Below are 24,517 nucleotides of genomic sequence, written 5' to 3' on the forward strand. Positions count from 1 at the left end.
ATATGATCGAGGAGAAATTCGACGCCATCGTCGTCGGGGCCGGCATGTCCGGGAACGCAGCTGCTTACATCATGGCAAGCAACGGCCTGAACGTGCTGCAATTGGAGCGCGGTGAATATCCGGGCTCCAAGAACGTTCAGGGCGCCATCATGTACGCGAACATGCTGGAGAAGATCATCCCCGATTTCCGGGATGATGCGCCTCTTGAGCGGCATCTGGTTGAACAGCGGCTTTGGGTGATGGACGAGACCTCCCACACCGGGATTCACTATCGGTCGGATGACTTCAACGAGGTAAAGCCCAACCGCTACACGATCATACGCGCCCAGTTCGACAAATGGTTTTCGCGCAAGGTGCGCGAGGCCGGGGCGACGGTTCTGTGCGAGACGACCGTAACGGAACTCGTCCGTGATGCCCAGGACAAGGTGGTCGGCGTCCGCACGGACCGGGCCGGCGGGCCGATCTTCTCGGACGTGGTCGTTCTCGCAGAAGGTGTCTCGGGACTGCTTGGCACGCGCGCCGGCCTGCGCAAGATGCCGAAACCAGAAACCGTGGCGCTCGCCGTAAAGGAAATGCATTTCCTGCCCGAAGAGGTCATTGAGCAGCGGTTCGGCGTCAAGGGCGATGAAGGCTGTGTCATCGAGGCGGTGGGGACGATCTCCCGCAGCATGGCTGGGCTCGGCTTCCTCTACACCAACAAGGAGTCAATCTCATTGGGCATAGGCTGCCTCGTCTCCGATTTCGCCGCGACGATGGAGAGCCCTTACGTCCTTCTCGATGCGTTCAAAAACCACCCATCGATCCGGCCGCTGATCGCCGGCTCTGAGGTGAAGGAATATGCCGCGCATCTCATTCCCGAAGGCGGCCACAAGGCGATTCCGCAGCTCTTTGGCGACGGCTGGGTCGTGGTCGGTGATGCCGCCCAATTAAACAACGCGATTCACCGCGAAGGTTCGAACCTCGCCATGACCTCCGGCCGGATCGCGGCTGAGGCAATCGTCGGGGTCAAGCGCCGCAACAATCCGATGACCAGACGAAACCTCACCATCTACAAGACCATGCTGGACAACTCCTTCGTGGTCAAAGACCTTCGGAAATACAAAGACATGCCGGCCTTGATCCACACGAATTCCAGCAACTTCTTCACGACCTATCCGCGCTTGATATCCCTGGCCGCGCAGAACTTGATGCGTGTCGACGGCACACCGAAGATTGAAAAGGAAAAGGCCACCACGCGCGCCTTTATCAACGTGCGTTCTCGCTGGGGGCTGGTCAGCGACGCGGTCCGCCTGGCATTGGCCTGGCGCTGAGGGAAGACAGGATGACGATCGCAGTGACGAATTTACGCGTCGAGGACAAGCTTTACCAGAACCGCTATCTGGTCGATCCTGGCCGGCCGCATATCAAAGTGCGACCGCACGAGAGCCCGAGCGCGAACTTGCGCGCGCTTACCCACATCTGCCCGGCGAAATGCTATGAGTTGAACGACAAGGGTCAAGTGGAGATCACCGCCGACGGCTGCATGGAGTGCGGCACTTGCCGGATATTGTGCGAGAGCAATGGCGAGATCGAGTGGAACTACCCGCGCGGCGGCTTCGGTGTCCTCTTCAAATTCGGGTGATCGGCGATCGCACCGTTTCGGCTGCACCTGAAATGCAAGCAAACGCCAAACCATTTTTTAGACCGATCTCGCAGTTTGAGAGGAGCTCATGAATTCTGTGCTTTCGAATTTCAGAATCCAAAATGGCGCATGGAAGGAGCACTCTGGAAGACCCCTGAGGTGTTTCCATGGCTCTCATGCCGAGCGATAGGCTCGAAGAAGAAGGACCTTCGAACACCCTGCCTGAACCACGGATCAACTCCATCCACGAACCGGACATCTCCCCCAGGGGATTCTACGAAATATCGCAGGTCCTGACTGCCCCCACCCGGCTTGAGATTACGATCGCCAATGTCGTGAATACCCTTTCTTCATTTGTGCAATTGCGCCATGGAGCCATCGTCGTCCTGGACGCCGAAGCAGCGCCGGGGATTACCGCAATCGTCGGCAGTTCCCACCCATCTCAATCAGAAATTGGCCGCGTCATACCGCAAGCCGCGATAGACCGGATCGTCGCTACGGAGGCGCCGCTCATAATACAGGACGTTGGCAAGTCCGAACTATTTCAGGCTGAGGTTCAGCCGTCTTCGAGTGGCGGCACGATCCCAATTACCTTCATCGGAATCCCGCTAGTAGCTGAGCACGAGATCCTTGGAACATTGTCGATCGACCGCGTCGGTGAGGGCGAGAGCATCTCTTCCGGCGACGAGGACGTACGGTTCCTGACCATGGTGGCCAACCTTGTCGGCCGCACCATTCGTCTCCATCGTATGCTGAGTATGGATGGCCAGCGATACATTGAGGAGCAAGGGCGACCGGAGAAGTCGTTCGACGAGAACAGGGCCGACGCAGCCCGGCATCGGCATATCAAAATCGACGGGATCATCGGGGAAAGTCTCGCACTCAAGCGGGTACTCGAAACCGTCTCGGTCGTGGCGAGAACCAATTCCACAGTGCTTCTGCGGGGCGAAAGCGGCACTGGCAAGGAATTCTTTGCCCAAGCCATCCACAAGCTTTCAGCCCGGGGGAAGAAGGCTTTCGTCAAATTAAACTGCGCAGCACTGTCTGAAAGCGTTCTGGAATCAGAGTTGTTTGGGCACGAAAAGGGCTCCTTCACCGGGGCTATCTCGCAGCGCGCCGGCCGCTTCGAACTGGCAAATGGCGGAACGCTGCTACTTGATGAAATCGGCGAGATTTCGCCTGCTTTTCAAGCCAAGCTGTTGCGCGTCCTGCAGGAAGGCGAACTAGAGCGAGTCGGCGGCACGAGAACGCTTCAGGTCGATGTCCGGCTCATATGCGCCACCAACAAGGATCTTGAGAGGGCTGTCTTAAATGGGGAGTTCAGGGCCGACCTTTATTACCGCATCAATGTCGTGCCAATCATCCTACCCCCGCTCAGAGAGCGCGCCGGCGATATTCCACGCCTTGCGAACGCGTTCCTCGAGCGGTTCAACAAGGAAAACCATCGCGAGCTCGCCTTCGCGCCGCTGGCGCTTGACCTGATCTCGCAATGCTATTTCCCTGGCAATGTCCGCGAGTTGGAAAACTGCGTTCAAAGGACAGCTACACTTGCGCGTTCGACGACGATCACTCCATCGGATTTCGCTTGCCAGAACAACCAATGCCTTTCTTCGCTTCTCTGGAAAGGTGCCGGCCCTTCGCATGGCGGCAATGCCACGGACGAGCTCTCGAAGATGCCGATCCGGCGCATCGAGGCCCCGGAAGGGTTCTCGCCCGTGAAGGCCTGCGATCCCAATGATCCCGCTTGCCCAGCAAAGGGCCGGCACCTGACGGAACGCGAGCGGCTGACCGACGCGATGCAGAAGGCCGGTTGGGTTCAGGCCAAGGCGGCTCGTGTCCTGGGCCTCACGCCGCGGCAGGTCGGCTACGCTCTGCGCCGGTATGGTATCGAGGTGAAGAAATTCTAGCCAGGCGTGCTGGCGACTTCAAACGTCAGTTCGGAGTGTCTTCCTCACGCTGTGCATGCCCAGGACGCGGTGCCTCCTCGACCCGATTGGCTTGTGCACTGTCACAAGCCGGACAAAATTGTGCCGGAGCAAACCGACAGAATGCGACACTCAGAGCCAATCGGGAACTAGAACCGCTCTTTGAGCCGGCATAACTCTTGCGCCTTGAACTGCGACGTTACCAGCAACGGAGCCGTTTGATGTCCGCACCGACAATTTCGCTTGAGGGCCTGACCAGCACGACAGGCTTCGACGAGTTGCTGGCGACCGCGAGATCCGGTGGCTGCGCATCTTCAACCTGCGGCGTGGCGGGAAAGCCGGAGGACATGGATCCGGCTGTCTGGGACAAGATCAAGGATCACCCGTGCTTTTCGGAAGAAGCGCATCACTTTTTCGCGCGCATGCACGTCGCGGTCGCACCGGCCTGCAATGTCCAGTGCAACTACTGCAATCGCAAATATGACTGCGCCAACGAAAGTCGGCCTGGCGTCGTTTCGGAAAAACTGACACCCGACCAGGCGCTGCGCAAGGTGATCGCGGTCGCCAACGAGGTGCCGCAGCTTTCCGTACTCGGGATCGCCGGACCGGGCGATGCCTGTTACGACTGGAAAAAGACAAGGGCAACCTTCGAAAGCGTCGCCAGAGAGATCCCCGACATCAAGCTTTGCGTCTCAACCAATGGGCTCGCGCTGCCTGACCATGTCGCCGAGCTCGCCGACATGAACGTTGATCACGTGACTATCACCATCAACATGGTCGACCCGGAAGTCGGCGCAAAGATCTATCCTTGGATCTTTTACGATCATCGCCGCTACGCCGGCATCGAGGCCGCCCGAATCCTGCACGAGCGGCAGATGTTGGGCCTGGAGATGCTCACCGCGCGCGGCATCCTCACGAAAATCAATTCGGTGATGATTCCCGGCGTCAACGACGAGCATCTGATCGACGTGAACAAATTGGTCAAGGAGCGTGGCGCGTTCCTGCATAACGTCATGCCGCTGATTTCCGACCCGGCGCACGGTACGCACTACGGCCTGACTGGGCAGCGCGGTCCAAATGCAACAGAGTTGAAGGCGCTTCAGGATCGTCTCGACGGCGGCGCCAAGTTGATGCGCCACTGCCGGCAGTGCCGGGCCGATGCCGTCGGCCTGCTCGGCGGGGATCGTGGCCAGGAATTCACGCTCGACCGGATTGCCGGCAAGGACACCTACGACTCCAGCAAGCGCGAGGCCTATCGACAGGTGGTCGCGCACGAGCGCCGTGATCATGTGGCGGCCAGGAGCGCGGCGATCGGAATGGTCAAGGCAGCAGGCTCCGGCAAGTCCCTTCTCGTCGCGGTGGCGACTAAGGGGGGTGGCCGTGTCAATGAACACTTCGGCCATGCAAGGGAATTCCAACTTTTTGAAGCCTCGCCGAAAGGGATCAGAATTGTCGGGCATCGCAAGGTCGAGCAGTATTGCGTCGGCGGCTGGGGCGAAAAAGCCACCCTCGACGGCGTCATCGCTGCGCTGGAAGGCATAGACATCGTGCTCTGCGCCAAGATCGGAAATTGCCCGAAGGATCAGCTCGCGGAAGCGGGAATCCGAGCAACGGACGCTTATGGTCATGACTACATCGAAACCGCAATTAGCGCAGTTTACGCCACCGCGTTTGCGATCGGACCACTGGCTGCAACGGCCTAGCCGCCCCATTCCAATCCACCAGGAGTTAAAATGGCTTTCAAGATCATCGCGTCCCAATGCACCCAATGCGGCGCCTGCGAGTTCGAATGTCCCTCTGTAGCGATCAAATTCAAGGGCGAGGCCTATGTGATCGATCCGAACAAATGCACCGAATGCAAGGAGGCCGCCGACACGCAGCAATGCGTATCGGTATGTCCGGTGCCGAAGACCTGCGTTCCTGCTTGACTCCGTTTCGGCTTCGCCGCGACCGCGTCGCCTCAGAAGGAGGCTCTAACTCGAAAGGAATGAATCGCATGTGGCTCGGACGCGAACAGGACATCGAAATCCGCAAGCCGCCGCGATTTACGCCGGGTGAGCGGGTGCGTGCCACACGACACATAAAGAATGACGGCACCTATCCTGGCAGGGAGATCGGCGAAAACCTCGTGCGGAAGGGCGACGAAGGTTATGTGCGCGACATTGGCACCTTTCTCCAGCAGTTCTTCATCTATGCGGTCGAATGGATCGATCGCGGCACGGTGGTCGGCATGCGAGCGCGTGAACTGATGAGCCTCGACAAAGCGGAGGCTCCTTGCAGTGCCGAAAGCAGTGCCCGTGAGGGAACGGCTCGATGAAAGTCATGATCCGCAGGACCGGTGCTGGCTTGTCGGCGTATCTCCCAAAGAAGGATTGCGAAGAGGCCATCATCAAGCTGGAGAACGAACATTTGTGGGGCGGGGCCATAACACTCAGGAACGGCTGGCAGTTCGTCCTACCCGACCTTCCGCCCGATACGCGTTTGCCGATCACCGTCGAGGCAAGAAAGATCTCCGACGAGGACTGATGTTGCGGGTGGAAGAGGGTGCGAGAGGAATGAGCATGAACACGATCCTGAACTTGGGCCACCTCGTCGTCATCCAGGGCAGTTTTGCCGAAAAGCTGCTTGACCTTGCGCGCAACGCGCTCGGGGCCGATGAGATGATCCCATATCTCGGTCCGGGCCTTCTCCGCCTCAGTTCCGCTGAACCGTCGGTACCGTGCACGCCGGAAGCCGTCGCCGCGGCGCTAAATAGCCGGGCGCCAGCCCCTTCAAAGATTCGCACCAATATGTGGTCCGTCGCGCAGTTCATCGAACAGCGCCGGCATCGCCGGACGCTTCAGGCATGGATGGCCGAGATATTCGCAGCGCCGGCGGCGCCGACTGTTCTCCACACCTGGCTCGCGAGGCTGCCGCTCTCCCTGATCATCGATAGCTGGTACGACAGTGCCATGCGCACGACCCTCGCAGAGGCCGGCCGAACGGACGTCGTTGAGATACAAGGCGTCACGCGGGCGAACGAATTCGGTGACATTTGGACGAAAGCCTACGACTTGTCTGGGACCGAACTCGAACCCGGATCAGCCGCAAAGACGGTTCTCTATACGCCTCACGGCAGCATTAGGCCGGCCGCAAACTTTCTGGTCGCGGATTCCGATTATGTCGAAGTGCTCACCGAGATCGATCTCCAGACGCCGATTCCTGATGTGGTGAAGGAACGGCGCACCTATCGAGGCCTTTTCTTCGTCGGTTGCCGTTTCAACGATCAGATGCTGCGCACCTTCGCCCGACAGATAATGAAGCGCTCCAAAGGTCCACACTATGCGGTGATGGACGCGGCAATACTGACCAAGAACGAACGCCGTTTCCTTGCGGCAAGCGCAATTACGGTCATCGATATGCCCTTAGGTGAAGCCGCTGCTCGCCTCGTCGGATCGGGCACTGCTGTAGATGGTGGCCAAGATTTTCGTTAACGGGCGTCGTTAGTTGTGGGTCTCTCGCTTGCCTCAGGAAGCGTCGGAATTCAGTCTGGAACATACACGTGGGTACTGATGCAATTGGCGGCGCGACGAAGCCTCTGAATTCGTCCAAGCATGAGCAAGCGGCCGGGTGGGGCCGTGGCTTCAGCACGCTGCTGCGCATTACCCGCATGAATTTGCGGAACCGGTGGCAGGTCGCCTTCGCTTTCGGATCGACGATCGTAGCGGCAATCCTCCAGCTGCTCATTCCCCAGCTTCTCGGCCGGGCTGTCGACCTGACTCAGATAGCGATTGGGGGCGGTATTGCGGCGATCGCCGCAGAACAAGCGCTCTGGACTTCGGCTCTCCTGCTGCTCGCCGCGAGTACGCTACGCGGCCTGTTCACGATGGCGCAGAACTATTTTGCGGAGGCCGTCGGGCATCACGTCGCGTACGAACTGCGACTTGCTTGCTACGACAAGATCCAACGTCTCAGCTTTTCTTTTCACGACCGGGTTCATTCAGGCGATCTAATCACCCTCGGCATGCTCGATCTCGACGGCGTGCGGATGTATTTTTCCACCGCCCTGGTTCGTATGCTTCTGCTCACCATGCTGATGGGCATCGGCGCCTACACGATGATATCAACCGACCCGATGCTCGGGGTGATCGCGCTGAGTTTCGTCCCTTTCGTAGCCTGGCGCTCGTCGGTCACACAGCTAAAGCTACGCGCCACCTGGCTCGACCTGCAGGAGCGGCTTTCGATTCTAGGCCGCGTGATGGAGGAGAATCTCGCAGGCATCCGCGTTGTCCGCGCGTTTTCGGCACAGGCCTATGAGATGGTGAAGTTCGACCGCGCCTCGAAGAACGCGCTCGCCCGCGCCCACGAGCAGGTTGACGTCTACGTGCCCAACACGTCGGCGATGACGCTGTCATTCTTTTTGGCCATGGGGTTGGTCCTCTGGATCGGTTGCAACAAGCTCATCGCGGGCCAAATCAGCGTCGGAACGCTCGCCACGTTCCTTGCGTTTATGACCATTCTGCAAATGCCCGTCCGGCAGATCGGCCTAATGGTCAATGGCTTCGCCCGCGCTTACACTTGCGGCTCGCGCCTCTTCGGTCTGCTCGACCAGGACATCACGATCAGGGATGCTTCCGGCGCCAAACCGCTCGAGATCAGTGAAGGCACTCTGAGCTTCCATAATGTCTCGTTTGTATATCCCGGCACCGGAAGCCGCCCCATTCTGAAGAATATCAGCTTTTGCGCCCGTAGAGGCGAAACGATCGCTATCGTCGGTCCGCCGGGTTCGGGCAAATCGACAATCGCTCACCTGATCGCCCGCTTTTATGACGTCACCGGGGGCACCATCACGCTTGACGGGCAGGACATCCGCGCGGTCACCCTTGCCACACTTCGCAAGGAAGTCGCAGTCGTACAGCAGGATGCATTCCTGTTCACTACCACGATCGAGAACAACATCGCTTATGGCGATCCCTGGGCGAAAGAACAGCGAATCAAGCGCGCCAGCGAATCCGCCCAGTTGCACGATTACATCCTCAGCCTCCCCGCAGGCTACAAGACGGTCGTTGGCGAACGCGGCGCCTCCCTCTCGGGCGGCCAGCGCCAGCGTCTCACGATAGCTCGCACAATGATGCTGCGCCCATCAATCGTCATTTTCGACGACTCAACGGCCGCGATCGACGCCGCCACTGAGCAGCGCATCCGCGCGGCGATACGGCGATTCGCCAAGGATAGGGTGACGATCATCATTGCCAACCGGCTGAGTTCGCTCAGGCACGCCGACCGGATCCTGTTTATTGACAATGGCGAGATCGTGGAACGCGGCACCCATCAAGAGCTGTTGGCTAAGCGAGGACGCTATAAGGCCCTTTATGATCTCCAGTTGCGCCCGGAAGATGACAGTGCGATCACGCACAGAGGCGCGCCCTGATGACCAAGGGGCACGCCGCCGAACTTGAAATCGAACCTAATGACGGCGGCGGACGCCCCCCGCACGCGGTGGTCGGCTCCCACCGCATCAATGAGGAGATGTTCGGCAGGGCTTTCGACAAGAGCATCGTTCGACGCATCTGGGCTTTCGTTCGTCCCTACCGTGCTAGGGTAGTCATCTCGAGTGCCGCATTGCTGATCTTCGTCGGCATGCAGCTTCTCATCCCCCTGATCATCCGCCGCGCGATCGATCACGCCATAACTCCGGCAGGCGTTGATCGCTCCGCCCTGCTCAGGGCCGCCGGAGCGTTTGCGCTCGCTATTCTGGTTAATTTCGGCGCCGCCTACGCGCAGGAAACCGTAGTCGGAAAAATGGCTGACAACGTCCTCTTCGATATCCGCCGCGCAATGTTTGCCCATCTGCAGAAAGTTTCGCTCTCCTTCATGGACAAGACCGAGGTGGGACGCCTGATGTCCCGCCTTCAAGGCGACGTTAGCTCGATCCACGAATTCGTCGAGACCTCAGTCTATTCCGTAGGAGACATTGCTCTTCTCTTCGGCATCGTTTTCGTGATGCTGTGCCTCGACTTCCGCCTCGGCTTCCTGACACTCTCGGTCTTGCCGGCCCTGTTGATCATCCGCATCGTATGGCTGCCGCGTGCCCGCGAAGCCTTCATGGCGGCACACGAAACCAATTCGGTCGTCAATGGCGCGCTGGCGGAAGCCATTCACGGCGTGCGCACCGTCCAGTGCATGGACCGCCAGCAGATAAATTTCATGCTTTATGACGACAAGGCGCATGCCGACCTCAGTGCTCACCTGACCGCTGCCAAGTATGCACAGGTGATGGTGCCGATCGTCGATGGCCTCACCGGGCTCGCCATGGCTATCGTCATCGTGGCCGGCGGCTCCATGATCATGAATGGTCGCATCGACGTGGGCGTTTTGGTCGCCTACCTATTCTATATCCAGCGCTTCTTTGACCCAATTCGCTCCCTTACCCTCCAGTATTCGGTCATGCAGCGCGCCATGGCATCCGGCAAGCGGCTGACCGATGTGCTGGACGTTAGGATCGAGGTTCAGGACAAACCGAATGCCAGAGTGCTTTCGCCGGAAATGGATGGCTCGGTCGAGTTCAGGAACGTCACGTTCGGCTACAAATCCGGCCATCCGGTGCTGAAAAACGTTTCCTTCAGGGTCATGCCTAGCGAGACGGTCGCTTTGGTCGGGCCGACCGGTTCTGGTAAATCGAGCGCGATGGCCCTCGTCCACCGCTTCTATGATGTTCAGCAGGGCCAAGTGCTGGTCGGCGGATACGATGTGCGAGATCTCACCCAGGAATCGCTCGGCCGAGAGGTCGCCATGGTGCTGCAGGAGCCGTTCCTGTTCACCGGGACGGTCTTCGAAAACATTCGCTACCACAAGAAGGAGGCCACGTGGCACAACGTGATCGAGGCCGCCAAGGCAGTCGGCGCCCATGACTTCATTATGAGCCTTGCAGACGGATACGATACCCAGCTCGGCGAACGCGGCGGCAACCTTTCTCTCGGCCAGCGCCAGCTTGTCAGTTTCGCGCGTGCTCTCGTTGCCGACGCCAAGATTCTCGTTCTTGACGAGGCCACCGCCAATATCGACAGCTACACGGAAATGCTGATCCAGAAGGCTCTTTCAAAACTGCTTAAAGGCCGCACTGGCCTCATCATCGCCCACCGGCTCGCCACGATCCGCAGTGCCGATCGCATCATCGTGCTTCAGAACGGCCAAGTCCTTGAGACCGGAAACCACGACCAACTAACGGCCCTGGGTGGGCTCTATTCCAAGCTATACAATCTCAACTACTCATCCTTCGACGACATTCCCGAAAAGAAATCCGATACGGGGGTGCAAGCCTCCTCTTCGACCTAATGCAAACTTCTGCGCTGTGACGCCAATTGATCTCCAAGCGAATTTCCTGGTCTAGTTGGCGCCTGCCTCTTCCATTTGGCGCATGGCCCCCACTGAAACACCAGCGCATGAATTGTCTTGGTTATTGGCTTAGCCGTCCTTTCACAGACGCTTGATCTCGATGCCGTATTTCCTCAGCACGTAGCCGATCTGGCGTGGCGTCAGTCCAAGCAGGCGTGCCGCCTTTGCCTGGACCCAGCCACATGTTTCCATGGCCGCAATGACACGCTCGGCATCGGTCATTGTCGTAGCATTGAAGTGGACTGCGCCGGCAGGCCCTCGCAGCGGCTGCCCTATGGTTTCAGGTGGGACTGCGACGGCGGCAGAACTAGCGGCCGCAGCCGGCGGTATCGCCGGAATCACCGGCAGCGGCACGATCGGCCCGGGTTGCATCGCGACGTTGCCAGATCTGGATTTACGCAGCGCCGCAGCGAAGCATTGGCCCTGGCGGCAGGCAAAGTCGTCTCTTCCGATTGATGGTCCCGCCGCCAGGACCGCTGTCCGATACACGCAGTTTTCGAGCTCGCGAATGTTGCCGGGAAAATCGCAGTTTATCAGTACCTCTATCGCACTCGGATCGAAGGTCAGCATGCGGCCGTTCTCATCATTAAAATTCTTGAGAAACTCAGCCGCGAGGAGCGGAATATCACTGCGCCTTTCGCGTAGCGCCGGCACCAGTAAGGGAACCACACTGAGGCGGTAATAGAGGTCGGCGCGGAACTCGTTTCTTGCAACTGCCTCTTCCAGGTCCTTGTTCGTGGCTGCAATCACGCGAACATCAACTTTAATGGTCTGGTTGCCGCCGACGCGCTCAAATTCCTGCTCCTGCAGCACGCGCAAGAGCTTTGCCTGGAACGAGGCCGAGATCTCGCCGATCTCGTCCAGGAACAACGTCCCCTTGTCGGCGAGCTCAAAACGCCCCTTGCGCGAATTGAAAGCGCTTGTGAATGCACCCTTCTCATGACCGAACAATTCGGACTCCAGGACTGTCTCGGACAGCGCCGCGCAATTGAGCTTGATGAAGGGCCGCTTGGCACGCGGCGACAACTCGTGAATGGCCTTGGCGACCAGCTCCTTCCCGGTACCGGATTCGCCCCGCAACAGAACCGTAATCTTTGCCTTGGCTACGACCGTGACCTTCTGACGCAGACCGCGCAGCGCCGAACTGTCGCCAATCATCCCCTTGACGTGAATCTGGTTAGGCTCCCGCGCCGGGTGCTGGAGCTCGGAGAACCGCTTTTGCTGCCGGTCCTTCTCTGAGATCGGATGCACGCGGTCGCCCAAGTAGGAGCGATGCAACTTCACTGCTTGTCCCACTAGGTTGGCGATTAGGGGGAGCAGATGGAGGTTGTAATCGAGCCAAAATCTTGAGCCACTGTCCACTACGCGGTCAATGGTCAGCGTACCCACGACATTTGCATCGACGCGAATGGGAACGCCGATGAACGACACTGGTATATTGTCCGAGACCCCGAGCGCATCCAAGTCGGCGGTGGTGAAGGCCGAATGAACCGCAATGTTCTCGGCCATCAGGGGCATAGCCGTCGTCAGAATCTGGTCGATTGCCTTCCGCGGCATGTACATCCGGCCGCGCTCATTGCAGCTCTCGTTGCAGCTGGCGCCAACGGTGGTTTCCAGTTCGCCATCACCGTCGAAGAGAGAGATCATGCCGTGCCGCATCTGCACAAACGACCGCAGGAGACCTACGACCTTGGCCAACGCGACTTCGAGCCGAGAGTCGGCGGTGAGTGCTTGCGATATTTCGGAGATGCCCGAAAGCGCGCTCTCTTGCGACGGCACCACAGCGACCGCGTTGATCGTCGCGGATTTGGAGTCGTCCGTTTTCGCGCCCAGCGATGTGCAGCATGACGGCGTCTGCTCAGCAGTCGGTTCGGATTCCCGATTATTTTTCAGGTCTAGCATGTCATCCTCGATCTCGGGCGGCGAAAGCAACACTCGCGCAATATGAGCCTGCAACGCCGCAGCGCGTAGACGCTCCCGTCAAGTGGCGTGGCGCGTTTCAGGCTCCTCCCGAGCGCAACCATACTTTGGTCTACAGACGGGAAGGAGGGAGGCTAGTCAACCGAGCTTTCTTTTATTTGTGAAAGCAAACTCGACGCCCATGAGGGAATCCCATCATGTAATTTTCGGGCAGGTGGATGTAACGGCCGTGCTCGTCGCTGCCAAGGCTACGGACCTGCGGCCTCGCGCGGGCCCACTACGGCCGCTTCGAATGGCTTCGTAGAAGGCGCAGGCTGACGATAAGCACAACGTCCACCGCACTCCCTGCGCATGGAAAGACCTCGTAACTTTTCGTATTTCCTTGAGTAGGCGCCTAAGCACACATCGAGCTGACGCGATGTAGCTTGCGCAGATCAGCGAGGGGCTTAGCAGGAACCGACGTGCGACCCGGCTGTTCGGCCTAAACCGGAAGGCATACGTCAGATAAATGTGCTCGCAGCCAACGCAGACATCAAGTTTTGTTTAGGGCGCTTTTGAAAGTTGCGCTTGCGACGTTCTGCAAAACTGTGATTGTTTCGCCGAAATATATCCGCCATGTGGATAACGGAAGACATGCGTTTCAAAGGGCTTGACCTAAATCTCCTCGTTGTGCTCGACGCGCTGCTGGCGGAGCGCGGCCTCACGGCGGCGGCCCGCCGCATCAACCTCAGTCAGCCGGCCATGAGTGCGGCCGTCGCCCGGCTGCGCGATTATTTCGGCGATGAACTGTTTACGACAAGCGGCCGCGAACGTTTTCTGACCCCGCGTGCGACAGCACTTGCCCCCGCCGTCCGCGACGCTCTCCTGCACATCCAGTGCTCGATTATTTCCTCGGATCCGTTTAACCCAGCTCAATCCGATCGCCGCTTCAGGATCATTATTTCCGATTTCGCCACGCTCGTGTTTTTAGAAAAAGTCGTGGAGCATGTTGCACGCGAAGCCCCCGCCGTCAGCTTCGAATTGCTACCTCTCGACGACAACCCCGACGAGCTTCTCCAGCGCGGTGACGTGGACTTTCTAATTCTTCCGGATTTCTTCATGTCGAGCCCCCATCCAAGCGTGGCGCTGTTCGATGAGACACTCGTATGCGTAGGCTGTCCCACCAACAAGCAGTTGCCACGGCAGCTTACATTCGAGAGATACATGTCGATGAGGCACGTCTCGGTCAGGTTCGGGCGTATGCTGAAGCCGGCTTTTGAGGAATGGTTTTTGCTTGAGCATGGTATTAAAAGACGTGTCGAGATCGTCGTGCATGGCTTCAGCATGATCCCGCCGATGGTGTCCGGCACGGCCCGTATCGCGACCATGCCCTTGCGGCTGGTCAGGCATTTCAAAAAAACGTTCCCCTTGCGGATCGTCGAACTTCCGCTGCCGCTTCCCGCGTTCACCGAAGCCGTCCAATGGCCGGCTCACCACAGCAGCGATCCGGCAAGCATCTGGATGCGGGAGATCATGATGCAGGAGGCATCTCGGATGGCTGCTCCGCTGTGAAACCAAGGGAGGCTCCAGGCGCTCCTGGATTTACTCAGCGTCACGCCACCCACTCTCACGTCCTTGTCAGGAGTGAAGAGACGACGGACGCTGATCCGCGGGTCGGAGCGCCCCTTTCCTGAAGACCGTCGCGTCGCGAAAATTCGCCTCAAGCTTGTCCGACGGACCGAGCCCAGCAATCATAGAAGCCGCAGTGAGTTCCGGCCGGGCTACGGCGGAGGCTCCGATGATGAGGGACGTGAGTCGCTGCCAATTGCGTGGCCAATTGCGTGAACCTCCGCGCTCGCGCCTGCGCAGGCTTTTTGGAAAAGGGCGGATTCGACATGCTTAGCCAGTTGCAAGCCATTCTCCCCGCACAACCCCACCCCACTTCAGAGTAAATAGAAAATTTTTCTCTTTCGAGCTGTTCATAAGGCACAGGTCGCGCGATAGAGCAGCGGGGGATCGGTGCGTCAGGTGTTTTGTCCATGCGAGATTTCGGAAAAGTGATAAAATGGTTTGTTTCGATCAACGGCATCCACGCTATGGATAGCTAAAGACATGCGTTTCAAAGGGCTTGACCTAAATCTCCTCGTTGTGCTCGACGCGCTGCTGGTGGAGCGCAATCTCTCGGCGGCGGCCCGCCGCATCAACCTCAGCCAGCCGGCCATGAGTGCGGCCGTCGCCCGGCTGCGCGATTATTTCGGCGATGAACTGTTTACGACGAGCGGCCGCGAACGTTTTCTGACCCCGCGTGCGGCAGCACTTGCCCCCGCGGTTCGCGACGCTCTCCTGCAGATCCAGTGCTCGATTATTTCCTCGGATACGTTTCACCCAGCTCAATCCGACCGCCGTTTCAGGATCATTCTTTCCGATTACGCCACGCTCGTGTTTTTTGAGAAAGTCGTTGAGCGTGTTGCGCGCGAAGCCCCCGCCGTCAGCTTCGAATTGCTACCTCTCGACGACGGCCCCGATGAGCTTCTCCAGCGCGGTGACGTCGATTTTCTAATTCTTCCGGATTTGTTCACGTCGAGCGCGCATTCAAGCGTGGCACTGTTTGAAGAGAGACTCGTATGCGTAGGCTGTCCCACCAACAAGCAGTTGCCACGGCAGCTTACGTTCGAGAGATACATGTCGATGAGGCACGTCTCGGTCAGGTTCGGGCGTATGCTGAAGCCCTCCATCGAGGAATGGTTCTTGCTTGAACATGGCCTCAAGAGACGTGTCGAGGTCGCCGTGCAGGGCTTCAGCATGGTCCCGCCGATGGTGTCCGGCACGGCCCGTATCGCGACCATCCCCTCCCGGCTGGTCAGGCATTTCGAAAAATCGTTCCCCCTGCAGATCGTCGAACTTCCGCTGCCGCTTCCCGCATTCACCGAGACCCTCCAATGGCCGTCACTCCACAACAGCGATCCGGCAAGCATCTGGATGCGGGAGATCATGATGCAGGAGGCATCTCGGATGGCTCCTCCGCTGTCAAACCACGGGAGGCTTCCAGGCGAACTTACATTTGCTATCCCTGCCACTCCTTAATCTGGCGTCAATAGCCGGCGCTGAATGAAATCAATGCTGGCAGCAAGTGCGCCTGCAAGATCGTCCAGCGTGCGGACCACCTCGATCAGCTCGAACGAGAAGGGTCCCTCATAGCCGCCATCAAGCAGCGCCTGGATCTGGCTGCCATTGTCAGAACCTCCAAGGAAGCGATCCGGGTAAATCCAGAACGTCGGGTCATTCACACCTGAAATGTGCACCAGGCCGGTAAGCTCGGAGAACAAGAACGTCTCCCCGGCCAGGGTGTGGTGGAACGTGTCGTGCACGAGGCGGAACACTGACTGGCCATCAACCGCGGCAATGGCCTCGGCCGCTTGCTTCTTTGATCGAAGCGAGCAGGTGCGAAAGCCCAACGGCTCGATGAGACCTATCAGACCGCGCGGCTGGAGGATCGGCTTGAGCGCTTTTAGAGCGACGCGCAGACTGTCATGGCGCTCGCCATTGCACGCCCACGAGCCGTCGTTGACCGGTTCCAGCACGACCGTCTTGGCCCCGCAGGCCGCCGCATAGTCGGCGAGCTTGATCGCCGCCGACTGACGCGTGGGAGTCCAGTCGTTGAAGCGCTGCAAGGCGTTGACCGAGATTATGGTTACGCCAGCTTCGGTGGCGGCAGACCGGACGTCCGCAGCAGGAATGGCGCATGCAACAGGATTGCTGAAATGAAGGTCACGGATTTGAACATCGGTTAGGCCGTGGTCACGCGCAAGCGCGAAAAATGCACTGACGTCAAGAGGGGGCGCTGCCATGTGGTTGACCGCAAAGCGGGGAGATACCTGGCGCATGGCTTGGCTTTCCTTTCAGAAGTGCGGCCGCCAGTTTGCCTGTCTGGCTTACGCCGCGCCCCCCAGCGCAGGCCTATGCACAAGCCTGATTGAAGCAAGCCAGTCAATCGAGCGTTCCTTGCATTTATGAAAGGAATTTGGGCTCCGTGATAGAAACACATCAATGTCAGATGTTTTCCGGGACATAGATGTCGAACGGCAGAAATGTCTGGCCCGGCATTTCCGCGGTGCCGGTCTTGATGCCTCGGTCTATGAGTAACATCAGCTCCTGGCAAAGCCGACGCAGTGGAGTGGCGACGGCCATGGTGACGATTTCATCTGCGAGCGCTGCCCGCGACTCGGGCGTGATTTCATTCACGATCGCGACAAGATCCACACCTTTGCCCTCTTCGCGCAGCGCGGAGATAGCGCCCTCCATGCCCCCGCCGACCATATAGAAGCCCACGAGCTCAGGTTCCCGCTGAATGAGATCCAGCATGGCTTCGTAAGTGATCTGCCCCTCTTCCACGTTCACGAGCGTATCGAGCACTTCGAAGGTAGGTGCGCTCTCACGGAAATAGGAACGAAAGGCGGCCTCCCGGAGCTCATGCCCCTGGAAACGGTGGCTGCCAGCAAACACGGCCACCTTCCCAGGCCGCTTGGCGGCCTTGGAAAACATCCAAGCGGCCGTCCGCCCGACTTTGCGATTATTAAGACCGATGTAACCCTCGCGCACCCCGCAGGCGAAGTCAGAAAGCAGCGAGAACACCGGGATGCCTTTCGCCTTGAGCTCCTCGACCGCTGCCGTGATCTTCGGGTGGTCCGGCGCCACCATGGCGATCGCATCGCAGCGGTTCCCAAGGCTCTTAAGGAGCGGGATCAGATCCCCGGGCAAATGTGACGGAGCAAATTCGATGAGCGGAATGCCGAGGAAGGATTGGGACAAACTTACCGAGGCCTCGACCTCGCGCGCGAACTCTTGGTAGAAATGCTGGGCCGGTTTTCTCAAGATGAAGCCCAGCCGGTAGTGCGGCAGGTGCCGCTTCAAGCGGTGCTTGATGAGACCGGCATTATGATAGCCGATCGCGTGGGCTGCTTCGTGGACGCGCCGCGCAGTCTCCTCGCGCACAGGAAGGCGGGCGTTCAGAACCCGATCGACCGTTGCAACACTGACCCCGGCTTCGCGGGCAAGATCGACAATTGTGGGACGTTTGGCCATTATCAAATCTGAGTGGTTATGAGCGGCGTGGCTCTATGATCGAGCAGCCTGGGCGGTGATCCCAGACTGCAAGTGAAGGGCTCGGCATGCCCGTGGTCGACATCATTATCGATGGACAGCACTGCGAGCGCGTATCAGAATACGATTCGGTTTGCTTAGGCCACTTATAATATGCACTCACCGCTTTTAACGCTCCTGATGGCATTTAGCGGCCAAGCGCTTTTTCAGGCCAGCGAGGCGATCGTTAGATCTAGTCACGGGCCCGGCCACTTAGCAGGCGCGCTGGGCGCACGATCGATCGGCCGGTTTAATGTCTCCGCAAGCTGATGACCGGAGAAGGCGGCTTCCAACTGCGCTTTGTCCAATTCGCCCTCCCAGCGGGCGATGACGAGCGCTGCCACCGCGTTGCCGACCAAGTTCGTCAGCGCTCGGCACTCCGACATAAAGCGGTCGACGCCAAGGATAAGAGCGAGGCCAGCGACGGGGACACTGGGTACTACGGCGAGCGTAGCAGCAAGCGTGATGAAGCCCGCACCTGTTACGCCTGCAGAACCCTTTGAGGAAAGCATCGCAACGAGCAGCAGGAGCACCTGATCGACGATCGACAGATCCGTGTTCGTCGCTTGTGCTATGAAGAGGGCGGCCAGCGTCATATAAATATTGGTGCCGTCCAAATTGAATGAATATCCTGCCGGGATGACGAGACCCACGACAGAACGTTTGGCGCCAGCCCGCTCAATCTTCTCCATGAGCGAGGGGAGCGCGGCCTCCGAAGAGGACGTTGCCAGAACAAGCAGCAGCTCTTCCTTGATGTAGCGAATGAGAGAAAAGATGGAGAAGCCGTTGTAACGGCAGACCGCGCCGAGCACCCCGAACACGAATAGGAACGCGGTGAGATAGAACGTCGCCACCAGCATGGCGAGGTTGACCATCGAACCGATTCCATATTTGCCGATGGTGAAGGCCATCGCGCCGAAAGCCCCGATCGGTGCGGCCTTCATCAGAATGCCGACCAGCTTGAACACCGGCGCGATGAGCGCCTGGAGCAGAGAAAGCACAGGCTTCCCCGTCTCTCCACCCTTTGCCAGGGCGATGCCGAACAGAACCGAGAAGAACAGGACCTGCAGGATGTCGCCCTCCGCGAAGGCACCGACGACCGTTGACGGGATGATGTTCATCAGGAAGCCGATCACCGACTGCTGGTGCGCCTTTGCGGCATAGGTGCTCACCGCCTGGGCATCGAGCGAGGCCGGATCGATGTTGAGGCCGGCCCCGGGTTGAACGACATTGGCAACTATGAGGCCGACGATCAGTGCCAGCGTCGAGAAGGTTAGGAAATAGAACATCGCCTTCCCGGCGACCCGGCCCAACTTCTGAAGATCGTTCATGCCGGCGATGCCGGTCGCAATTGTCAGGAAGATGACAGGCGCGATGACCATCTTGACGAGCTTGATGAATGCATCTCCGAGCGGCTTCACGCTTTCGCCGATCTCCGGATAGAAATAGCCAAGTGCGACGCCAAGCGCGATTGCGGCAAGCACCTGCACGTAAAGCCGCGCAAAATGGGGTTTATGAGGGCCTGCGTTCGCGCTGCGGATCTCTGGAGCTAACACTGTCTCTCTCCCTGACCGGGTCGGGGCGGGCGCTTCCTCCCTTCCCAGGCTTCTCCCACGCGGCGCCCCGGTCGAGCGCTGCTGCCATCTCGGTCGCAAGTGCCGTGCCAAATGAAAACCTTCGCCAGACGCCCCTCAGGCTTGCGGTTTTGCCAGCAGTTGGATGTGTGATCGTCGTCGATCTTGCTGAGAGCCGGTCAAGAGATCGGGAGCGCGGGCCCGGGCGCCGGCGGTGACCCGCTTGAGTCGTGGCTTGGACGGCGGAAACGTCTCCGAAACCGTTGGAAAATGCGTGGCGGCGGGTGGACAAGGGCGTAGCGATCGGCCTAGACGACGTTCGCAACTCCCTGAAATCCGCGAGAACACTATGAGGCAGCAGAAGCGACCCTTTGTCGTCGAGATCAAACAGAAGCGTGGGCTCGTGAAGCGGCCACAGTCGATCTGGGGCGGCATCGACCTGGCCACCATCTCGAGCGAAGTCGCGGAAGCGAAGACGGAAGATGCGATCGCTGAAGCGACGCCGCAGCCGATTTTCCCTGGTGAAGATGTTCGTTCTGAGCCCATGCTCGCCATCGGTGAAGCAGAAAGCGACGTTAAGCACGTGATCACGCCCGACGCGGCGCTTCCCGAGCCGCCAACGGTTGAGGAAGCGCCGGTTCCAGAGGCATCGAATGCACCGGGTGGAGACAGACAGACCCGCAGGAAGAAGCGGTGGCAGGACGATGTGCCTTTGCCGCGAGGTGAACGATGGAAGCGGCGCCTACCATGGGTGCTACGCCAGCGCCGGCGTTAGCGCCAGGATCGACTGCGTCAGGATTGAAGCTGCCTTTATCGAACTGCCTATGACAGGCCGCGAGTGCTACAATGAAATAAGGAAGGGCTTGAAGGGTACGGAAGGGGTTTGCCTATCAGCCGCTCTGGGATTTTGGTGCGAGAATGAAATCGAAAACTGGCTCAGGCTGGCCAGGCATCGACTCCCGCAAAACAGCCGGGGAAGTTATGGCCGCTTCGGCATATACTGCAAGCGCGGCAGGTTTCATTCTGAGTGCGGCCTCAAAGTCCCGGTTCGGCAAATCCATCACCTGGCGAAAAAGCGCTGCAGCCCTTGCCGCATGGCGCGCGGCAGCGACCCGCTTTGCCTCGCGGATTTTCACCCCGGCCGCGCTAACAGAATCAATCCCTTGAAGAGCAGGCGATCTGAGCGCTTTTTTTCGCAGCGTGCCAAATGGGCTCCCAAGCCTCGTGAGCTTCCCAGTAATACCGTCGTTGAAAAGGTCGATACCCCATCGAAACTCGTTTGAGCTGAGTGCTTCGTCAACGGCGACGGTCACCGGGTCGCTTTCGTACTGTGACCCAACGGGTCGCGCACAGGATGCGGATGTTTGCCAGGCAGGTATGCGTAGCTCGGGAAATTCTTTTCGGGCAGCAAGCGAGAACGTGACCTAGACCCAGCAATCATGAAAGCCACGTGGATGGCAATTCACATGGAATCTGATGGGATAGCTGCGCACGCCCGTTCCACAGGACCTATCTCCCGCGGCGCCCCCTCCGGTGTCGAAGACGGTCGAAAACCGCTGACAAACGACGACAAGAGCTGAAGCGCTGGAAAGAGCAAAGGCGGCCGCCCGCGCGCTCTTCAACTAGCGCTGTAGCGGGCGGCCGCCTTTGCGGCGCGGTGCTGATTACGTGAGGTTGAGAAGGCGGTAGACGCGGGGCACGTCTCCAGGCGCCCTGAGGCGGCTTTCGACGTACCCCGCCATGCGCCTGCCTTGTGGTATCTGCGGGTAATCAGCGCCGCAGAAACAATCCGGCGTAACACCGATCTCAACTGGCAAGTCCGGGCTCGGTGTCACGCTCCACTGACGGTGCGCGACCTGCATTATCGCATTGTCAGCGCATTCCGTCGACCTTTTCCCCGAACTCCCAGCGGCGCTCCGAAAGGACCGTCGCGGATGCTCACGGGCCGCTTCTTTCTGTGCGGCCGCTGCCGTTCGCAGGTAACGATCTGCCGCAGTTGCGACCGGGGACAGCGCTACTGCGGCCAGGACTGCGCCCGTGCTGCCCGCCGCGAGAGTGTGCGCGAGGCGGGGCGACGTTATCAGCGCAGCCGCCGTGGACGCCTGGCTCATGCGGTCCGGGCCCGACGATATCGGGCTCGGCACAATAAAGTGACGCATCATTCTCCACCTGCATCTCCTGTCGGTTCACTACTGGTCAGTCCCTCGAACGATGTCGTCGCTGCTTTTGCTGACGTCGTCGGGCGGGCGACGACATCGGTCATGCCCACGCCGTGCTGTCGGCGCTGCGACTGTCGACTGTCGCCGTTCGTTCGCACCGGCTTCGTGCGTCGCCGGGGGCCTCGTTATGCCCGTGAAGCTGACTACGCAGACGGAGAGCCCGCATCATGACCATCAGCCCCGAACTGGAAGCGCAGATCCTGCGCCTGTATCACGCCGAGAAGTGGCGCTGCGGCACAATCGCCAGGCAATTGCATGTCCATCACACGACGGTGCATCGCGTTCTGGCCCAGGCGGGATTGCCCCGGCACAAGCCGCTGCAGAGAGCCTCAATCATTGAACCGTATCTTCCATTCATTGAGCAGACGCTGGAAAAGTTCCCCTCGCTGACCGCCAGCCGCCTTTATGCGATGGTGCGCGAGCGCGGCTACCGGGGCTTGCCGACGCACTTTCGGCACCTGGTTGCCCTGCACCGTCCCCGCAAGCGGCCGAGGCGTTCCTGCGGCTACGCACATTGCCGGGCGAGCAGGGACAGGTCGACTGGGCCCACTTCGGGCACATCGAGATCGGCAACGCCCGCCGGCCGCTCATGGCGTTCGTGATGGTGCTTTCCTACTCACGCGACATCTACCTGCGCTTCTTCCTCGACGCGCGCATGGAAAACTTCCTGCGCGGTCACGTCGGCGCGTTCAACACATGGTGCGGGCTGCCCAGGGTCCTGCTCTATGACAATCTCAAGAGTGCGGTGCTCGAGCGCCAGGGCGATGCGATCCGCTTCCATCCGACGCTGCTTGCCTTCGCCGGCTTCTATCGGTTCGAGCCACGTCCTGTCGCGGTTGCCCGGGGCAACGAAAAAGGCCGCGTCGAGCGCGCCATACGGCATATAAGGGAAGCATTCTTCATCGCCCGCAGGTTCACCGATCTCGACGATCTGAATGCCCAGGCCGAACAGTGGTGCCGCAACCAGGCAGCCGACCGGCCATGCCCCGAGGACCGGACGATGACGGTCCGCCAGGCGTTTGCGCAAGAGCAGCCACTGCTTCTGCCGCTGCCCGCCAACCCATACCCCGTCGAGGAGCAGGTCGCCGCCAAGGTTGGCAAAACGCCCTATGTGCGCTTCGACCTCAACGATTACTCGGTACCGCATGCTCATGTCCGGCGCACGCTCAGCGTGCGCGCCGATCTCGGCCTGGTCCGCGTCTTCGACGGCGCAAAGATGATCGCCAGTCACCGTCGCAGCTATGATCGTGACCAGCAGATCGAGGACCCTCAGCACCTCAAGGCTCTCGTCGCAATCAAGCGCGAGGCGCGCCAGCATCGCGGCCTCAACAGCCTGACGCGCGCCGTGCCGGCCTGCCAGACCCTGATGATCCGGGCCGCCGAGCGTGGCTCCAATATCGGTGCGATCACAAACGCGATGCTGAAACTGCTTGACCTGTACGGCGCGCAGGAACTGCAGGCCGCCGTCGAGGAAGTTTTGCACGCCGGCGCCTCCCATTCGAGGTCGGTTCGCGACGTACTGGAACGCCGCCGGGTCGCCCGTGGTGCTCCGCCGCCGGTCGAAACGAGCCTGCCCGAACACGTGCGGCGCAAGGATACGACGGTACGCCCGCATCGCCTCGACAGCTACGACCAACTGACCCTTGGAGGCAAAGATGATGAATAATCCCGACATCCTGCTCAACCGGGCCAAGGCGTTGCGCCTCAATGGCCTGATCACCCATTGGGACGAAATCGCTGACGCGGACTGGCTGGCCGCCGTCCTTCAATGGGAAGAAGAGGAGCGCTCCGACCGTTCGATGCGGCGACGCATGCGTGCCGCCAGGCTCGGCCACTTCAAGCAACTGTCCGATTATGACTGGCACTGGCCGCGCCGCATCGACCGCGCCGCCGTCGAGGATCTGATGACCCTGTCCTTCATGAACGATGCCGCCAACATCGTCTTTATCGGCCCCAACGGCGTCGGGAAATCGACACTTGCTCGCAATGTCGCTCACCAGGCGCTCATCTGCGGTCACACCGTCCTCTTCCGAACCGCCAGCGAGATGCTCGGCGAACTCGCCGCCCTCGACAGCGATGCAGCCTTGCGCCGACGGCTTCACCACTACGCCGCCGCCGACGTTCTTGCGATCGACGAGGTCGGGTATCTGTCCTACTCGAACCGTCATGCGGACCTGCTGTTCGAGCTCATCAGCCGGCGCTACGAAAAACGCTCAACCATCATCACCACCAACAGACCCTTCGCTGATTGGTCGGAGGTCTTTCCCAATGCCGCCTGCGTCGTCAGCCTCGTCGACCGCCTCATGCACCGATCCGAGGTGATCTCCATCGAAGGCGATTCCTATCGCTTCAAGGAAGCGGCCGAGCGATCAAAGGCACAGCGCGAAAAACGCACCAGCCGCTCCTCCGGCGAAAAGGTGCCCGCGGCATGAAACCAGATCCTCAACCGTCCGGCCTCAGTCGTGGAATCCACTTCCTCATCAATCCCGAATGGACACCCGAACAGGCGCTCGCTGTCTTCGAGCTCCTCAACGATCTCGCCGATAGCATCTGGTCGCACTACGGCGTCCAACTCCAGGAACTTATCCAGGAGCAGCAACGAACACCGACCAATCACAGCGATATCGAAAAAGCCCCGTCCTCGCTCTGAAGCACACATCCTCGACACTCGGCGGCCTGCGAAGGCCGCCTTTTTGTTCCGTCCACAAGCACCAAACTCTTGTCGTCGTTTAGCCGCGCTTTTGAAAAGCCATCAACACCTGGCGC

Annotated in this window: 20 protein-coding genes and 1 pseudogene; 16 read left to right on the top strand and 5 right to left on the bottom strand. The window is 59.6% G+C overall.

Annotated features, from left to right (window positions below; translation table 11 throughout):
- Window positions 1-2 precede the first annotated feature (2 nt).
- From BPNPMPFG_RS40650 to BPNPMPFG_RS40695, 10 genes are all read left to right on the top strand, one after another.
- Window positions 3-1,310: an FAD-dependent oxidoreductase gene (locus tag BPNPMPFG_RS40650; protein ID WP_258598570.1), complete on the top strand. Its 1,308-nt coding sequence runs from the start codon at window positions 3-5 to the stop codon at window positions 1,308-1,310.
- Window positions 1,311-1,321: 11 nt separating this feature from the next.
- A complete protein-coding gene (locus BPNPMPFG_RS40655) occupies window positions 1,322-1,621 on the top strand; it encodes a ferredoxin family protein (protein WP_183455289.1) in 300 nt (99 codons plus the stop codon).
- A gap of 167 nt (window positions 1,622-1,788) precedes the next feature.
- On the top strand, window positions 1,789-3,528 hold the full coding sequence (nifA, locus tag BPNPMPFG_RS40660; protein ID WP_258598571.1) for a nif-specific transcriptional activator NifA: 1,740 nt from the start codon (window positions 1,789-1,791) through the stop codon (window positions 3,526-3,528).
- Between the two features lie 239 nt (window positions 3,529-3,767).
- Entirely contained in the window at window positions 3,768-5,249 is a 1,482-nt protein-coding gene (gene nifB / locus BPNPMPFG_RS40665) for a nitrogenase cofactor biosynthesis protein NifB (protein WP_258598573.1), read from the top strand.
- Window positions 5,250-5,279: 30 nt separating this feature from the next.
- On the top strand, window positions 5,280-5,474 hold the full coding sequence (locus BPNPMPFG_RS40670; RefSeq protein WP_183455291.1) for a 4Fe-4S binding protein: 195 nt from the start codon (window positions 5,280-5,282) through the stop codon (window positions 5,472-5,474).
- Window positions 5,475-5,542: 68 nt separating this feature from the next.
- The gene (locus BPNPMPFG_RS40675; protein WP_183455454.1) at window positions 5,543-5,863 is read left to right on the top strand and encodes a nitrogen fixation protein NifZ; all 321 of its coding nucleotides are present in this window, start codon (window positions 5,543-5,545) and stop codon (window positions 5,861-5,863) included.
- Window positions 5,860-6,072, top strand: a complete 213-nt coding sequence (gene nifT, locus BPNPMPFG_RS40680) for a putative nitrogen fixation protein NifT (RefSeq protein ID WP_183455292.1) — start codon at window positions 5,860-5,862, stop codon at window positions 6,070-6,072. The genes BPNPMPFG_RS40675 and nifT overlap by 4 nt, the downstream gene beginning before the upstream one ends.
- A gap of 35 nt (window positions 6,073-6,107) precedes the next feature.
- The gene (locus tag BPNPMPFG_RS40685; protein WP_183455293.1) at window positions 6,108-7,019 is read left to right on the top strand and encodes an SIR2 family NAD-dependent protein deacylase; all 912 of its coding nucleotides are present in this window, start codon (window positions 6,108-6,110) and stop codon (window positions 7,017-7,019) included.
- A gap of 68 nt (window positions 7,020-7,087) precedes the next feature.
- The gene (locus tag BPNPMPFG_RS40690) at window positions 7,088-8,956 is read left to right on the top strand and encodes an ABC transporter ATP-binding protein (RefSeq protein ID WP_258598575.1); all 1,869 of its coding nucleotides are present in this window, start codon (window positions 7,088-7,090) and stop codon (window positions 8,954-8,956) included.
- Window positions 8,956-10,860: an ABC transporter ATP-binding protein gene (locus BPNPMPFG_RS40695; protein WP_258598576.1), complete on the top strand. Its 1,905-nt coding sequence runs from the start codon at window positions 8,956-8,958 to the stop codon at window positions 10,858-10,860. The genes BPNPMPFG_RS40690 and BPNPMPFG_RS40695 overlap by 1 nt, the downstream gene beginning before the upstream one ends.
- 141 nt (window positions 10,861-11,001) lie before the next feature.
- Here BPNPMPFG_RS40695 and nifA (BPNPMPFG_RS40700) read toward each other — a convergent pair whose 3' ends face one another.
- The gene (nifA, locus tag BPNPMPFG_RS40700) at window positions 11,002-12,822 is read right to left on the bottom strand and encodes a nif-specific transcriptional activator NifA (protein ID WP_258598578.1); all 1,821 of its coding nucleotides are present in this window, start codon (window positions 12,820-12,822) and stop codon (window positions 11,002-11,004) included.
- Between the two features lie 651 nt (window positions 12,823-13,473).
- Here nifA (BPNPMPFG_RS40700) and BPNPMPFG_RS40705 point away from each other — a divergent pair.
- Both BPNPMPFG_RS40705 and BPNPMPFG_RS40710 read left to right on the top strand, forming a co-directional pair.
- On the top strand, window positions 13,474-14,391 hold the full coding sequence (locus BPNPMPFG_RS40705; RefSeq protein WP_258598579.1) for a LysR family transcriptional regulator: 918 nt from the start codon (window positions 13,474-13,476) through the stop codon (window positions 14,389-14,391).
- 540 nt (window positions 14,392-14,931) lie between these two features.
- Entirely contained in the window at window positions 14,932-15,903 is a 972-nt protein-coding gene (locus BPNPMPFG_RS40710; protein WP_258598580.1) for a LysR family transcriptional regulator, read from the top strand.
- Here BPNPMPFG_RS40710 and BPNPMPFG_RS40715 read toward each other — a convergent pair.
- The 3 genes from BPNPMPFG_RS40715 to BPNPMPFG_RS40725 form a co-directional block, all read right to left on the bottom strand.
- Entirely contained in the window at window positions 15,900-16,703 is an 804-nt protein-coding gene (locus BPNPMPFG_RS40715; protein WP_258598581.1) for a TIM barrel protein, read from the bottom strand. The two genes, BPNPMPFG_RS40710 and BPNPMPFG_RS40715, sit on opposite strands and share 4 nt — an antisense overlap.
- Before the next feature lie 166 nt (window positions 16,704-16,869).
- Entirely contained in the window at window positions 16,870-17,901 is a 1,032-nt protein-coding gene (locus BPNPMPFG_RS40720; RefSeq protein ID WP_258598582.1) for a LacI family DNA-binding transcriptional regulator, read from the bottom strand.
- Between the two features lie 254 nt (window positions 17,902-18,155).
- Window positions 18,156-19,514 (bottom strand): dicarboxylate/amino acid:cation symporter, encoded by a 1,359-nt coding sequence (locus BPNPMPFG_RS40725; RefSeq protein WP_183455305.1) that lies wholly within the window; start codon window positions 19,512-19,514, stop codon window positions 18,156-18,158.
- Between the two features lie 367 nt (window positions 19,515-19,881).
- On the opposite strand from BPNPMPFG_RS40725, the gene BPNPMPFG_RS40730 reads away from it, so the two are divergent.
- The gene (locus BPNPMPFG_RS40730) at window positions 19,882-20,307 is read left to right on the top strand and encodes a hypothetical protein (protein WP_183465753.1); all 426 of its coding nucleotides are present in this window, start codon (window positions 19,882-19,884) and stop codon (window positions 20,305-20,307) included.
- 115 nt (window positions 20,308-20,422) lie between these two features.
- Here the strand turns inward: BPNPMPFG_RS40730 and BPNPMPFG_RS43680 are convergent, their stop codons facing one another.
- A complete protein-coding gene (locus BPNPMPFG_RS43680) occupies window positions 20,423-20,845 on the bottom strand; it encodes a DUF309 domain-containing protein (RefSeq protein WP_495885012.1) in 423 nt (140 codons plus the stop codon).
- Between the two features lie 1,073 nt (window positions 20,846-21,918).
- Between BPNPMPFG_RS43680 and istA the strand changes: the two are divergent.
- From istA to BPNPMPFG_RS40755, 3 genes and pseudogenes are all read left to right on the top strand, one after another.
- Window positions 21,919-23,417, top strand: a pseudogene (gene istA, locus BPNPMPFG_RS40745) (IS21 family transposase).
- Entirely contained in the window at window positions 23,410-24,183 is a 774-nt protein-coding gene (gene istB, locus BPNPMPFG_RS40750) for an IS21-like element helper ATPase IstB (RefSeq protein ID WP_183465277.1), read from the top strand. Before istA ends, istB begins: the two are co-directional and overlap by 8 nt.
- Window positions 24,180-24,401 (top strand): hypothetical protein, encoded by a 222-nt coding sequence (locus tag BPNPMPFG_RS40755; RefSeq protein ID WP_183459435.1) that lies wholly within the window; start codon window positions 24,180-24,182, stop codon window positions 24,399-24,401. Before istB ends, BPNPMPFG_RS40755 begins: the two co-directional genes overlap by 4 nt.
- Window positions 24,402-24,517 lie beyond the last annotated feature (116 nt).

The organism is Mesorhizobium sp. AR07 (assembly GCF_024746815.1).
In the GTDB taxonomy this organism is placed as follows: domain Bacteria; phylum Pseudomonadota; class Alphaproteobacteria; order Rhizobiales; family Rhizobiaceae; genus Mesorhizobium.